This window comes from Prevotella lacticifex (assembly GCF_019973375.1).
GTDB classification, from domain to species: Bacteria; Bacteroidota; Bacteroidia; order Bacteroidales; family Bacteroidaceae; genus Prevotella; species Prevotella lacticifex.
Map to the genome: position 1 here is coordinate 740,168 of NZ_BPTV01000002.1, position 14,968 is coordinate 755,135.

Below are 14,968 nucleotides of genomic sequence, written 5' to 3' on the forward strand. Positions count from 1 at the left end.
CTACTCGTATTCTTCTATATACCCCGGCAGGATATGTTTATGGACCAGGTAATAGAATATCTTGTACTTCAGGGAACGCCCGTCAAGGCAACTGCCGAGAGACTGTCCCTTCCATGGCGAATGATATAGATAATCAAGGAACAACTGACGGCGGGGATGCTGGCACTCCCTTTGCCACGGCTTCACTGATGAGCAGAAATGCAAAACCACGGGATGCTCCTTAGCCTGAGCAATACGCTCCCATTTACGCCAATGAAGTGCCTTCTCTTTATCCTTCATGTAAAACATATTCTGCACATTGTACTGATATGGCAGCTCAATGACAGAATCTCGGAAAAGCACATTAATGGCATCCTGATCAAGAAAAGCAAACCTTTTAGCATCGGTGCCCATGAGTTGCATAAGATGCCGCATGCTGTCATCCTTGCGCCAGCTGTCTAAATTAAGAAGCAACACTCCTGAGTTATAATACTTCTTTATCTCTTGCAGTCTGTTGAAAATATGTACGTTGTCGCCTTGTTGATCCTCAACGGCAGCGATACTAAAATCCGTAACATCAGTATTCCATAGTTCCCGCAAGCTGTCAAGGACCAGTGTGTCGCAGTCCAGGTAGATGAGCTTCTGAACATCCTTCGGCAGGATGTTGGCAAAGAGGAACCTATAATAGATAGAGAGTCGGAACTGATGTGTCGTGGGATACCCCTTGAAGAGGCTGTCGTCTACAGGTATCAATTCTATCTTCTGACCATAATCGGCCGCGAGCGTACGGAACTTCTCTTTATTGTCATCCGTTAATCCTTTTTCCAGCACGTACACGGTGATTTCCTCATCTTTATTGTTCTCAAACAAAGATGTCACGCATACGCCACACGGCATGGCATAACGGTTGTCGGTACAAAGTCCTATGTGTATCATAGCGCTGAATGTTATAATCTCATCTTGAAATAGATTCTCAACAAGGGATCTTTTATTCTGTTAAGCAGATAGATGGATTGGTGACCCAATTGTCCACGTCTTGCAGCGTCTGCTCCATGAGGGCGCACCCACACTTTGCGATATACTGTTCCGCGCGGTAGACGGGAACGATGATGCTAACAAAAGGGATGGTCATGGCTTTTGTTTATATTGATATTTGAACATTCCTGTAAATTCGGATTCCTCAGAGGAAAAGTCATCAACTATTTGTCTTATACGAATGGCAATCGACTTATCTTCATTATCTCCCTTGTCGGCTTTTTTACGGGCGAGATTGAGCAACTCTAACATTTTCATATATTTAATCCAGGCCTTCCGTCTTTTATTTAAGAGTTCATTGTCAGAATTGAGATGGAAAATGGCAATAGTAGTATTGCCTTTAATATCATCTGTGTCTCCTACTCGCTTAGGACAAACCATATATTGGTGAAACTCAATATGGTCTCCCGGGTCCTCCATAGCAGGATTGATAATCAGAGGCTCTTCTTTTGAAATGTCTTCATCTGCAATATTGCGGTCTGCATCATTTACAAGTGGGAAGAGATTCCGTTTATAAGAAGTGTTGCATCTGTCACAACTGTATAATAGATTGTTCCAATCGTAAGTAAGCCAATAATAGCCTGGCTTATGCAACACGTCATCACAGGACTGTATATATCCACCTTTAGGTCTATAATGCTCAACAGCACCATAATCACCATTGAGGTATCGTTCACAATATGCACATTTGCCATGCTGATCTTTCTTTAACAGTTCCTTTACGTCATCAGCTTTATATAAATTTCCAAACTTTACACGCTTACCTTCCCTTATTTCTTGGCGAATTTTGTCCGTAGCATCTTTCGAGCCATGAAGTAATGACTGAGGAACATTGACAGACTTATTAATCTTATTCATCCTCTTCTACTCTATATTCAGTTTCTTTGCCATTTTCTTCACAAGATCATTGATCTTAATGTCATCCAAAGACTGACTGTAAGAAAAGTCTCTCATCTGCTTGTCAAGCTTACTTAATTCCTCTTGTTCCTCCTTAGTAAGCGTATGATAACGCAAGAGCAGATCCTCATGACGCTTGAACATTTCATCGTATTTGGGGGAATAAACACTTTCTAAGCCAAACAACTGCGTGAGCAGAATCTGACTCACATCATATCGTGAAATATCAAGATTTGTATCATCTATTATATGAGAGCCGTCCAACAATACAATTTGAGCAATATCAGCAGCTCCAAGCAGAATAATGGGACTATGTGTAGTTACAATAAACTGTACATTAGGAAAGACACGGTGCAAATCTTTAAGAATGGTCCGTTGCCATTTGGGATGAAGATGCAAATCGACCTCATCAATAAGAACGATTCCACTGGTCATTAGCGGCTCGTCCATATCCGGGTTCCCTTCTGCCATTCTTGAGGCTATGTCAGCAACCATCGCAATGATTATTTTATAACCATCAGAGAACTGCTCCAGACGCAATGTCTTATCAACCTGTCCTTGATTATCCAACTGATCAAGATCAAATCTCAATGGGTGAATATCTATTCTCGGATTAGCATATCTTCCTTTTAAAAGATCACGGATAGCCTTTCTTACAGATTCCAATACAGGATCTCTATAATCGAAATCTTTTCGTTCTTCCTTCTCTCTACGCTCCTCATCTTCTTTATTGTCAAACCATGAGAAGAAACGTCTGAACTCTGTAGATGAGTCGAGGGATGAATTGTAGCAGTCCCATCTGCGATAAAGCTTCTTGGAATAAGTACGACGAGCCGGTGTCTGAAGATAAGCGCGATTGGTCCCATAATAGGCCAAGACCGGAAGTTCTATTGCCTTAGAGCCTTCAACAATTTGCTTCTGAAGCGTTTCCGCATATTCCTTGAAAGCCTTTAGGTTTGACGCGGGTGCTTTTCCAAATCCTTTCCTATATCTCGATATTTCATACTCCTTCTCCGCAGAAATATTTGCTTTGCAGACAAGATGGTTTGCAATAACATCGGAATGTTGTATATGTACATCCCAATCATTAAAATTCTTTTCTGCATTTCCAGGGAAGGAACCGGTAAAAGTACTTAACATAATAGATGCGGCATCCAGCATCGTTGATTTTCCACAACCATTATTACCCAAGATTACAGTTACCGGCTTATTTTCATCAAAGGAAAGCGTTTGGGCTTCTTGTCCAAACAATCTTATATTCTGTAATGTTATTGATTTTATTCTCATCGGGATATTAATTTAGAACCATCAGGTGTACAACTATTCTCCTGTCCTTATCTTCACGTATAGGCGGGTGAGACAGGCAAAGATATGCAGGATGGCGTTGGACCGCCATATTCTCAGACCCTCTTTCCGTTTCTTTGCGTCAAGTCCTTCCGTGTAAAACAAAAGACTGTAGATACGCCAGAAGCGGGTCTTCAAAGCTTTCAAACGGCTCATCTCCTTGTGCGTGATCATATACTGATAGATACGGTAGTCTTCCGCCGAACTGCGCATAGACCGTTGCATCTTTGCCGTCGTGCTCTGAAAGAACTGACGACAACGATTCAGCTTCTTGTCGACAAAGGCCACACGGCCTTGTTCTGCCATCTCAATCCAAAACATCCAGTCGCCACTGCCTCTGAACTCCTGATAGAGAGGAGCGGCTCCGAGCGCCATGCGCTTCCTTATCAATGCACTGCTGGCATTGACCACCGAGCAGATACGATAGAGATGGCGTGCGATGAAGTCATGCCCTTCCATGACATAGCTGCCATGCATATCCGGCTGACATACTTCGAAAGGTTTATCCGCCTCGTCGACCTTCGTTGTCCGGCAGAAAGCGAACGCCACATGCTCGTCGGCAAAGCAAGGCACTAACGACTCAAGAAATGTCGGCTCACAACTGTCGTCGCTCTCCGCTATCCATACGATCTCGCCCGAGGCCAATTCCATACCTTTCTTCCACTGTCGGAAAGGAGAACCGGAATTGGTATCGTTAAATAAGATTTTCCTCACCTTCGGATTGCTCCGATATTTCTCTATTACCTCGCGGCTGTTGTCCGTCGACCTGTCATCAAGGATAATCACCTCAAAGTTCTGATAGGTCTGTCCCAGCACACTCTGCATGCGCTCATCAAGGAACCGTGCATGATTGTAGTTGGGGATGATGATGGAGACTAATGGATGATTACTTACCATAATATTAACTATCTTTCAAGTTATCGAATGAGAGCTTATATGATGGGAGCTGAAAATAGATAACCTACCCGCTTAGGCCGAGGGAAAAGTACGTCCCTCGACGAGCTATTACAGACTTAATCTAACTTGCCATGAATCTTTTCCCTATTCTGAGATACGCACGAAGGACAAAATAACTGAGGGGCAAACGCAAGATAAAGTTAATCTTGGAACCTAATCGCTGACGAAGCACCGAACCATATCGGCATAACAGCTCATGCCTGTACTTGTAAAATGCCATCTGGCTATGGTACTTATACATTTCAACCATATAGCTGTAACAGTTCGAACAACTTACATTGAGCACAATATCATGATATAGCAGACTTTTATCTTCGAAGAATGACATCAACGAACTATAATTGGTATATGTATCATGATAAAATTTCAAGGCCTCATCCATCGACTTCTTACTATTGCACATCGACTCCATGTTCATGAAGTAATGATATGTAGTCTTGTTCAGTCTTACGATACCGCTGGCATACCAAAGTAGCATAGGTGTCATGCGCCAGTCTTCACCTTGGTTCACACCCTCCAAAGCCTTCAGCTGATAATCTGTATACAGGGATCGTTTGACAAGACGACCCGCCATTTCGTGGTGATGTATCTGCGAGAGAATATGAACCATCATTTCGTCTTTGTCCTTATATGTGGGTTCCACATAGTTATCATCCAAGGTTTGCTCATTTATCACCATCACACCAGTGACAATCTCCGCTCCTGTCTCAATCTGCTTCTTCACCAGCTCCTCCACGGCATCATTTTCTATCCAGTCGTCGGAATCGACATGCATAAGAAATGTTCCAACTGCTGCTGCCACAGCTGTGTTGCGTGCTGCCGCCAATCCTCGGTTATGTTCATGCCGGATGATCCTCGTCTGTGCCTTGCGATCAGAATATTCTTCCAACACACGTTTAAGGATTTCGATACTCTTGTCGGGCGTACAGTCGTCCACGAAGACGATATCGAGGTTATGATATGTCTGCTCGAAGATGGAGCGGGCACACCGCTCGATGTATTTTTCCATACCGTAGACCGGCACGAGGATGCTGACGGTGTATGGTTCCTGGGGCATATTCCTGTTATTAATTATATTCGCCTTCGACATTTATAAAATATAACTATCTGACGTTTTTGATTTCTATATTCAATCTCAAAACTAAATGAAAAAATGATAGAAGAAACTACCTATTCTAACTATAGGTAAATCATGATAGCTTGGAGCATAGTAATCTTTATAAGGCACAAGCAAAACAATTGCAATGTATATCAAAGGATTTGCAAAGATATGATTTATCTTTTTTCCAGATTGGAATAAAATTTTGGGAAAAGGAAGTATCCTCATTTCTCCAAAGACATGATAAAACATCATCGAAGATAGTATCCAATAGGGAATCGTTCTTCCCCAATCGCAACTCAAAATGCAAAACATCGGTAGGAGAAAAAGGAACTGTAAAAAGAGGACGACTGACATCCCCCCCCAGTTCCTTTAATTGTCCATAAAGATATATGTACTGTATTCAAATTATTAGTGAGTATAAAGCTTACCAGTAACATCCAAATGATAAGGGCAAAAGAATATCCATGGAAGTTAACACCAAGATGGAATTTTATTGTATCCAGCAATTGCCATGTTAGAGCATCAATTCCTGTTTGCGCTGACACGCCATAATGTCCCAAATATGTGGCTATATCTTGAGACCCATAAGGATAACTTGCTATAGTATCTTTCCATGACAACCAAATATTTTGAGATATACTGTTCCGCACCGTAGATGGGAACGATGATGCTAACAAAAGGGATGGTCATGGCTTTTGTTTATATTGATATTTGAACATTCCTGTAAATTCGGAGTCGACTGTAGCAGGGCACGACGTCGCTGGCTGATGACCTATGCGTATTCTTCTATATACCCCGGCAGGATATGTTTATGGACCAGGTAATAGAATATCTTGTACTTCAGGGAACGCCCGTCAAGGCAACTGCCGAGACGCTGTCCCTTCCATGGCGAATGATATAGATAATCAAGGAACAACTGACGGCGGGGATGCTGGCACTCCCTTTACCACGGCTTCACTGATGAGCAGAAATGCAAGACCACGGGATGCTCCTTAGCCTGAGCAATACGCTCCCATTTACGCCAATGAAGTGCCTTCTCTTTATCCTTCATGTAAAACATATTCTGCACATTGTACTGATATGGCAGCTCAATGACAGAATCTCGGAAAAGCACATTAATGGCATCCTGATCAAGAAAAGCAAACCTTTTAGCATCGGTGCCCATGAGTTGCATAAGATGCCGCATGCTGTCATCCTTGCGCCAACGGGCTAAATTGAGAATCAATACGCCTGCATTATAGTACTTCTCTATCTCTTGAAGACGATTTAAAACATGCACGTTGTCTCCCTGCTGATCCTCAACGGCAGCAATGCTATAATCCGTAATATCAGTATTCCATAGTTCCCGCAAGCTGTCAAGAACCAGCGTGTCGCAGTCCAGGTAGATGAGCTTCTGAACATCCTTCGGCAGGATGTTGGCAAAGAGGAACCTATAATAGGTAGAGAGTCGGAACTGATGTGTCGTGGGATACCCCTTGAATAGGCTGTCGTCTACAGGTATCAATTCTATCTTCTGACCATAATCGGCCGCGAGCGTACGGAACTTCTCTTTATTGTCATCCGTTAATCCTTTTTCCAGCACGTACACGGTGATTTCCTCATCTTTATTGTTCTCAAACAAAGATGTCACGCATACGCCACACGGCATGGCATAACGGTTGTCGGTACAAAGTCCTATGTGTATCATAGCGCTGAATGTTATGATCTCATCTTGAAATAGATTCTCAACAAGGGATCTTTTATTCTGTTAAGCAGATAGAAGGATCGGTGACCCAATTGCCCTCGATAAAAATAACGACTGCTGGAATCGTTCATTATAAACTGGAAAAAGAAATCGTCGTTCATGTTCTTGGCATAATCGGCTATCTTTACAAAGAGTTTATCACCGTCACCATTTGCGTTCTTGATTTGGTGGAAATTGACTTTTGTAAAAACGATTTCAAGATATAACCACAACACCCGCAACATCTTCTTCTTAGCTTCCGAAGAATTATTGGCTGACGTGTTGTATTCCTTGAGAAGTCCATATTCCACGATACCTATCTCTTTATAATGCTTCATCAAAGATCTGGGATCCATAGTCTGCCCATTCACCCCAAGCCGATAGCAATACACTATATCCTTGACAAAAACCATTGTCTTGGCATAGAGACATGAGTAGAAGATAAGTTGATTGTCGGTATAACTAATGCCCTCCGTCTGTTTGTATCCATGTTGGCGAAGGAGCTCCGTCTTTGTAGTCAGGCAATGCATCTTGATGTTGTACCTTAGTTTGAAAAGGTCTATATCCACATCTTCTATTTGCCACACTTTCCCCAACAGTTCGTCTTGCAGCACGCAAGTATTCTTCACTTCCCCTTGCTCATCGACTTCCTGATAGGATGATATCACCATATCTGCATCCGTTCGCCCAAGCATCTCGATCAACTTTTCAAGAGCTTCGGTATTGTAATAGTCGTCACCGTCACAGACTTTAAAGTACAGTCCTTTAGCTTCAGCGAGTCCACGGTTGATACATGAACCATAATTCCCGTTCGTCTTGTCAATGACCCGATAAGTTGCAGGGTAATTAGCTTGAAATTGCTTTGCTATTTCTGACGAGTGGTCTGGACTCCCGTCATTGATGCACAACACTTCCAATGAGTTCATCTTCTCCTTGTCCGGCATCACAAACGAGCCTAAACATTTACGAACATATTTCTCCACATTATACATGGGGACAACGATGGTCAATAACTTCTGCATGATACAAACAATGATTTAATGTTTAAACTTTGAACGAAAATGAAGAATCTCTATATCATACAAGAGGCTTTTAAGTCCGAGTATGCGCAAATACTCCCGCATCAATATCCGCAAAGTACGCCGACGAGGATACCCCCCAGTAAATGATTTTCTATTTGCCGATACGATATTAGGATTCCGTCATCAGCTAATGCGAGAAGCTCTTTCGAGGGATGAATAGAACGAATAGCTTTTCTCATACCCGCATAGCCCCTTATATCTGTCAAGAATTTAAAATCATATCGTAAACGTCTTATTTTCCGCCACACCACATCTCCCGGCTGTTTTTCAGCCGGTTATGCGGATTACGCAAAAAAAATGATTTTCCAAGTTTTACCTATATTTTGATATAACAGGGCAGCAATTGCCGCTTGTCATAGGTTTCTTTGCTGACTATTGTCTTGGACCGTCGCTCCCGTCGCACTTTAATCTGATCGGGAGTTAGCTTCTGGACTTTATATACAAGTTCCAGTTTGAGTTCATAAACTTGTCATAGTTGATCATACTCGGAGCAGAACTCCTTCAGATCCTTAGTCTCACTGCACAGCTGATGCAGATCGTAGACTTCCTGATAATTGACTTTTTCTTTCGGCATAACTTTTCTGTTTTAAAGTTGATGCCGCAAAGGTAATATTTTTATGTGCCGGTGTCAAGGCGGGAAATAAGACGTTTACTATCGTACATACCTTTGCGATCCTTGCGCCTTTGCGAGAGACCTTCCAGCGAATTTTCATCTTCTCGCCAAGCCGCTAAGGGCGCTAAGACCTGCATACCCTCAGCGGAGCCTTTGCGTTCTCCGCGCCTTTGCGAGAGACCTTTTCCCGCGGGATATTTTTTCTCGCCAAGCCGCTAAGGGCGCAAAGGCATGCAACCGTTTTGGAAAAACACCACTACCGCTTTGGGAATATCGGTCGAACATTGTTTGTGGAAGGGCATGAAGCCCTTCCCTGCACTGGCACCTACGACGCAGGAAACTTGTCGGACGGGTATCACACTTTTTCCCCGGCAATTTTCCATCCGTCAATGCATCGCTTCTCTTTTGAGAAGTTGACACCAATCTTTATCACCTTGCGTGGGTCGCAGGCGAAAGGCTTGGCATAGCCTTTCTCGTCTATCTGTCGCAATGCCTCCTCCGCCGACTTGTCGTACTTAAACTCGAAAATGTATATATAGTCGTTGGTTTTGGCTATCATGTCGATACGACCGCCGGTCATCGTGTTATAGCCAGTATCCACGACGGTCACTCGCCAGGGTTCGCAATGACTCTCATGAATGGTCATCTCGTTGCCTCCGTTGCGATAATCGAAAGTGACGTCGCTGTTATGGATAAAATAGTTGGCAAACCATTCCTTTATATATTCCTGTTTGTACCCGGCACAAATGATGAAATCATTATGTCCGTAGTAGGAATACTCTTTCATGATATGCCAAAGTATCGGCATGCCGCCAATCTCTATCATCGGCTTCGGCTTGTATTGCGATTCCTCGCTGATACGAGTGCCAAAGCCTCCGGCTAATAAGACTACTTTCATATATGCTAATTTATAGATTAGAATGGAGTGAGCGAAAGCGTTACAGAATTGGAAAAGACAATTCGTAGAACTGCTCTAAGACTCTGTAAGTGATATGTCGATGTCCAATTGTTGCCTTTCTCCTTTCAATAGGGTACTTTGGAGTACCCTGTTTTCTGCCAGGCTGAGTAAAATTTAAGTCGTTATAATCAAGCCCCACACCATCATTCCTATTAAGATACTGATGTCTATTATATAGTGATACCTAAAGATCTTAGAACAGTGTTAAGATCGCAACATGCGACTCCCATCGCATTACAAGCGTCTGGAATCAATACTCTTCGCTTGCTTTGAGGATCGGAATGTTCGTAACTAACCACAGTCATTCCTTTTGCGGCAGCCGTTGCAACCAAATACGAGTCAGCAACCTGTGCGAAAGTATTTCTTGCAGCTTCTGTAAAAGGTTGAGAGAATGCCCAATTCTGCAATTCTTGGAACTTTGTCATTATATCTGTATCCAAGGAAATGAAACAAGACTGTGGCGCGGAATCTCTCAGCCATGTGACAAGCTCATCATTGCCATGCTCTATTTCCTCTTTTACCTTGACGCTTATGAACACTTGTGCAACGTTAATCATTTCTGTCATTCTCTGCCAGAAAGTAGGCCATAGGTCTAATGGCATATCATTCTTTGAGCGTATGAATATATTGCTATCAAATAAATATGCCATTATCTTAGATGTTATGGTTCATAAAATGTTGGAAAGTATTACCATACAATCCCGTAAGTCTATAAGCTTCAGTATAACTAAGCTCTCTATTGTTCACAGCATTCCTCACATGGATAGCAAATGTTCTTCCAACACGTTTAACACTGGAAAGATAGAAGTCTCCGCCTTTAGAGGATTTTTTTGCTTTTGGTCGATGACTGTATTCTAACCAAAATGCTCGATAATCAGCATCGCTAAGGAAACCTAAATCATGTCCTCTCCTTGCGACAACCAACTCACTAACCTTAAACTTGTTAGCCATCCACTTGATATTACCATTCCACACGTTTCGCAAAACGGATTGTGGTACCAAGAATTCTGCGGCTACTGCATCACAATATCTTTCTGTGACATTATGCAAAAATATGTCTTCGCCTGCATGACCGGCACTTACTCCAAGCATGAGGTGTGCGGTTTCATGAACGAGTGTGAACATCTGCGCAGATTTAGCATCCCCACTGTTTACGAACACGTATGGAGCCATACCATCTACAAGAGCAAATCCGCGACATTCATTAACGTCCAAGACACGATGCGTGTTGTTGCCAACAACACCATTAAATGCAACAAAAACTCCAGCTTGCTCCAAACGTTCTGTCATCATGCTAACGGCTGCATCAATAGAAGCGATGCTAAAAGCCCATCTTGTATCTAAACCCAAAATAGTACGTAGTATGTTGACGGCTTCGGAAACTGGAATTCTTTGATTTATAGAACCAACAAGCTTGCAATTTTCCACCTCATTCTCTTTTAGGTAGTCTTCAAGCCATTCTTGCCGACTTAAAATATTCATCACAGTGTCATAGACATTAAGGTCAAACCTATGGTCTATACCTGCTTCTCCCCTGAACATAGGGAATGGCAAACGCTCTACGGGAGCTTGGCTTAGGAAAAGATAGCCTATAGGTACATGAAATTTAGAGGAAAATTTAGTAAGCTGAGCTAAAGTTGGTTTCTTCTCGTCAGACAGCCAACTCTCCAGCAAAGGGAACACGTGTTTAGCGTTCTCTTCACTGTAGCCTGCCCTATTGACTGCCCATATAAGGGTTTCATGGCTTATATTGTTTAACCTGACGACTGCCATATAACTTTATCTTTGCGCAAAGATAATTATTTGTTTTTAATTATGCAAATGTTTTGTAAACTTACTTAGCTTTACCATCATGCTATATTTTAGGAATAGCATCAAAACGGCCTAACATATAGTTCAGACCTAAGTCTTTCATATCGGACGGCAGTTTGAACTTATCCAGTGGATAGAGCGATGAAACACCGTCCCTCTTATCAAGGAACCATATTTCTTTCTTTCCAAACATCCCGGAGTCTAACAAGAGAATGTCGTGCGTGGAGAAAATCAGCTGACTCTCACTGTTGTCAGATGTCTGTTGAAAAAAGACTTTGATAAACTGATGAGTAAGAGCACTATGAAGGCTTCTGTTTATTTCATCGATCACCACTACTCTGTTTTTTTTGATGGCCATTCCCAACAACGGGATTAAATCCATCAATCTGTTGGTTCCGTCAGACTCTTCGCTTTTTGAAAGTAAAATTCCAGTATGGTCGTCGTTGTGGAGGAATCCCACCTTACTTGCTTGTATCTCTCCAAGATCGTTCAACGAAACCAGATAGTCGTCCTTGGGAGTATGGAGCATGACAAGCTTCCCCCTGTCATCTTTTTTTAATGTCTGCTTCATGTCAGAGATAAGTCCCGTAGGCAAATGGAGGCTCTCCACAGCTATATTGGAAAGTTCAATTTTGTCTATGTCAATTCCAAAAGCCTTGAAATATTTCTTGTATAGCTGATTTACGGCATCTATATCATGCGCTACTGCACCCATCAGGTTATATACGGAGTTAGGGAACAAGATGACAAGCTCCTTTACCCACTGAAAGACATTCTGAACAGAAGTTTTCAACACGTCTTCTTTCAGAGCTTTGTCAGATAAGACTGTCAAGAGCAGTAAGTTCTGATTCTTTCTGTTATCTTCATTATAAATCAGAACCCTTTCCCTATTTGAAGGATCAACATCACCATTGAGTTCCAATTGATCGTCCGACACAAAGACCTTAGCCCACTTTTGTGATGTACCATCGTAATAAGACAACCACTCTTTTACAACTATTGATGTCATAAAAGAAACCACAAAGCCATACTGATACAAAATATTAGCTACCTTTATCTCTATCACGAACGCGCTTGGCGCACTTAGATAATCCTTGTCAAATTTGAAAGCATCATTACGATGATTCTCCAACACGCTGTTGTCAAGAACAAAATCTTGAATAAAATCCAAAGCCTTTATAAGATTGCTTTTACCTGAGGCATTGGGACCGTATATAGCCGCATCTCTGAGTACGGGTATAGGACTATTTTGGGAAGCCACATGTATAGAGTCAGAGGATGGAATCATAGAGAACTCCGTCCGATCTCTAAAGGATTTATAATTCTGTAATATCAATCTATATAACATAGAGAATAGAGTAATTCTTATTATGAATTTATGTCGAGGACAGCGAACAGATTCTAAGGCTTTGAGCAATTCGTCATTTTGGGACGATTAGGCTTTCTTATCTGTAATTGGGATGGTATCTATCAACGCCCGTATCGTTTTCCGCTTAATGAACTCTTGTTGTCCGGGAGGTTCGCTGCCCTCAGCGGACGACATGGAATAATGTGCTTCTACTGTCGAATGATGGTTGCCATATAATGTTGAGTGCCGTTTGTCCGCTGAGGGTAGCGGAGCTCCCGAGGGCGCAATTTTGTCGACATGGTAGTGGATTTACTTTCAGGTTTTGATTCTTGACTGGTCAGCAATGGAGGGAGGTTCATCATCCCGCTATTTGATCAACTGCGCAATATCGTCGTCAGAGAGTCCCTGATCCTTCAACTTCTGTATTAGTTTAGAAAGCTGGGCGTCCTTCTGAGAAAGCTGGGCGTCTTTCTGAGTCAATTGGGCGTCTTTCTGAGTCAGCTGGGCATCCTTCTGAGAAAGCTGGGCATCCTTCAGAGTCAGCTGGGCGTTTTGCTCCTTAATCTTGCCGTTTTGTTCCTTGATTTTTCCGCCTTGCTCCTTGATTTTTCCGTCTTGCTCCTTGATTTTTCCGTCTTGCTCCTTGATTGTCTCGTTGCGGCTCATGACAGCTGCGTTGCGGTCTTCAATTGCCTTAAAATATTTATCCTCCTCGCTCTTGCATTGGCGAAGCTGTGTGTCTTGGACAGTCAAAGATGGCCGGGGCAATTGAGGCTAAAAGCCTAAGGAATTGAAGATGCGCTCTTGACGCTTATTGAAGTCCTGGAGGAAGTTGAGGCGTTCCTGGAGCTGGCGGTACTCGGGAGAGTCGATTTGGTCGGACTCGGCGAGGGAGATCATGCGGGTGAGGATGTGGGTGATTTCATCTTTGGCTGTAACGGCCTGGTTACCGGCCTCAATCTGCTTGAGATAACGGGAGTACTCGGCATCGAGGTCGGCCGGACGGGGAGAGTGGGATTTCTTGGACATAATGGAGGGATTAAAAATGATGATTAAAAAGAGGGAGCGGCGGGTTGTAACCCGCCGAACAGGACAACAAAGACCTGAGAGAGGAAAAGGGTGGAAACGGGGCGAGGGCGAAAGGAGGAGCGAGGGAGCGGCGGGTTGTAACCCGCCGAACAGGACAACAGAGACCTGAGAGAGGGAACGGGGCGAGGGGCCGGATGAGGGGCGAGGGGAGGAGGGGACGGATGAGGGGCCGGATGAGGGGCGAGGGGGCAGATGAGGGGCGGAGGGGTGGATAAAGGGGGCGGAGGGGCGGATGAGGGGGGCGAGGGGGTGGATAAAGGGCGGGGTTCAGTCCTTGCGGATGATGAAGCGGGAGGGGACGAAGTTGATGCAGACACCGGCGACGCCGGCTATTTCGACAACGACGCGTCGGTTGCCATTGATGCGCTTGATGATGCCCTCGATGCCGGCGAAGGGTCCTGAGGTGACGACGACGGTGTCGCCGGGATGGCCTTGGAGGTCTGCGGCGGAGAGGAATGTGCGCTGGTCGTCGGGTGCCTCGGAGATGCGTATGAAGTTGTCCATCTGCTTGTCGGGTACGGTGATAATCTCGCGGAGGCTGTCGGGAGCGGCTGTGATGGGGCGTGTCATGTAGCGCAGGGGCTCGGCCTCGATGCGTGTGTGCTTGAGGTTGTCGAGGGTGACCTTTGCGGAGCGGACGAAGAGCAGGTTGCTGATGGCCGGTACGCGTCCGTGGCGTATTCGGCTGCCCTCGCGCCACGTGCGTTCGACGGTGGGGAGGAAGGTGCGTATGGCGAGGGTGTCGAGGAAGTCCTTGACGAGGTTCTGGCGGCCGTAGGTGACGCGCATGGGGAACCAGTATTCGGTTTTGGCGTCAAGCATAGCTGGGGGTCACCGCACCGGTGAAGCGGCACGGCGATGGTTGTTGTTCGTCGTTGATCCTTATCTTGTCCATTGCCCTGATATCCAGTAGCCCTATTGGGCGATAAGGGTGTCAATTTCTTGCAAAGGTAAGAAGTTTATGGGAGTTTTCAAAGAAATCCACATTAAATTATGGAAATTATTGGAAATAATTAGTAATTTTGCAGC

General features: G+C 43.9%; 14 protein-coding genes. All 14 read right to left on the minus strand.

Annotated elements, in window-relative coordinates; all coding sequences use genetic code 11:
- A complete protein-coding gene (locus tag LDN30_RS13340) occupies window positions 1-915 on the minus strand; it encodes a glycosyltransferase family 8 protein (RefSeq protein ID WP_223929795.1) in 915 nt (304 codons plus the stop codon).
- A 192-nt stretch (window positions 916-1,107) separates the two neighbouring features.
- Window positions 1,108-1,872 (minus strand): retron system putative HNH endonuclease, encoded by a 765-nt coding sequence (locus tag LDN30_RS13345; RefSeq protein WP_223929796.1) that lies wholly within the window; start codon window positions 1,870-1,872, stop codon window positions 1,108-1,110.
- 6 nt (window positions 1,873-1,878) lie between these two features.
- Complete coding sequence (locus LDN30_RS13350; RefSeq protein WP_223929798.1) at window positions 1,879-3,198, minus strand: AAA family ATPase; 1,320 nt, start codon at window positions 3,196-3,198, stop codon at window positions 1,879-1,881.
- Between the two features lie 33 nt (window positions 3,199-3,231).
- Window positions 3,232-4,152 carry a glycosyltransferase family 2 protein gene (locus LDN30_RS13355; RefSeq protein WP_223929800.1) on the minus strand — a complete coding sequence of 307 codons (921 nt, stop codon included), beginning with the start codon at window positions 4,150-4,152 and terminating at the stop codon, window positions 3,232-3,234.
- 121 nt (window positions 4,153-4,273) lie between these two features.
- On the minus strand, window positions 4,274-5,269 hold the full coding sequence (locus LDN30_RS13360; protein WP_223929802.1) for a glycosyltransferase family 2 protein: 996 nt from the start codon (window positions 5,267-5,269) through the stop codon (window positions 4,274-4,276).
- A 988-nt stretch (window positions 5,270-6,257) separates the two neighbouring features.
- The gene (locus LDN30_RS13365; RefSeq protein ID WP_223929804.1) at window positions 6,258-7,001 is read right to left on the minus strand and encodes a glycosyltransferase family 8 protein; all 744 of its coding nucleotides are present in this window, start codon (window positions 6,999-7,001) and stop codon (window positions 6,258-6,260) included.
- Between the two features lie 11 nt (window positions 7,002-7,012).
- A complete protein-coding gene (locus LDN30_RS13370) occupies window positions 7,013-8,059 on the minus strand; it encodes a glycosyltransferase family 2 protein (protein WP_223929805.1) in 1,047 nt (348 codons plus the stop codon).
- A gap of 1,028 nt (window positions 8,060-9,087) precedes the next feature.
- Complete coding sequence (locus tag LDN30_RS13375; RefSeq protein WP_223927338.1) at window positions 9,088-9,630, minus strand: PD-(D/E)XK nuclease domain-containing protein; 543 nt, start codon at window positions 9,628-9,630, stop codon at window positions 9,088-9,090.
- 230 nt (window positions 9,631-9,860) lie between these two features.
- A complete protein-coding gene (locus LDN30_RS13380; RefSeq protein ID WP_223929806.1) occupies window positions 9,861-10,340 on the minus strand; it encodes a DUF4411 family protein in 480 nt (159 codons plus the stop codon).
- Window positions 10,341-10,344: 4 nt separating this feature from the next.
- Window positions 10,345-11,463 carry an ImmA/IrrE family metallo-endopeptidase gene (locus LDN30_RS13385; RefSeq protein ID WP_223929808.1) on the minus strand — a complete coding sequence of 373 codons (1,119 nt, stop codon included), beginning with the start codon at window positions 11,461-11,463 and terminating at the stop codon, window positions 10,345-10,347.
- A gap of 82 nt (window positions 11,464-11,545) precedes the next feature.
- Entirely contained in the window at window positions 11,546-12,850 is a 1,305-nt protein-coding gene (locus LDN30_RS13390; protein WP_306421525.1) for an AAA family ATPase, read from the minus strand.
- 366 nt (window positions 12,851-13,216) lie between these two features.
- A complete protein-coding gene (locus tag LDN30_RS13395) occupies window positions 13,217-13,603 on the minus strand; it encodes a hypothetical protein (RefSeq protein ID WP_223929809.1) in 387 nt (128 codons plus the stop codon).
- Window positions 13,604-13,624: 21 nt separating this feature from the next.
- Window positions 13,625-13,879, minus strand: coding sequence for a hypothetical protein (locus LDN30_RS13400; RefSeq protein ID WP_223927333.1), 255 nt, complete (start codon window positions 13,877-13,879; stop codon window positions 13,625-13,627).
- Between the two features lie 327 nt (window positions 13,880-14,206).
- Window positions 14,207-14,761, minus strand: a complete 555-nt coding sequence (locus tag LDN30_RS13405; RefSeq protein ID WP_223927332.1) for a UpxY family transcription antiterminator — start codon at window positions 14,759-14,761, stop codon at window positions 14,207-14,209.
- Between the last annotated feature and the right edge of the window lie 207 nt (window positions 14,762-14,968).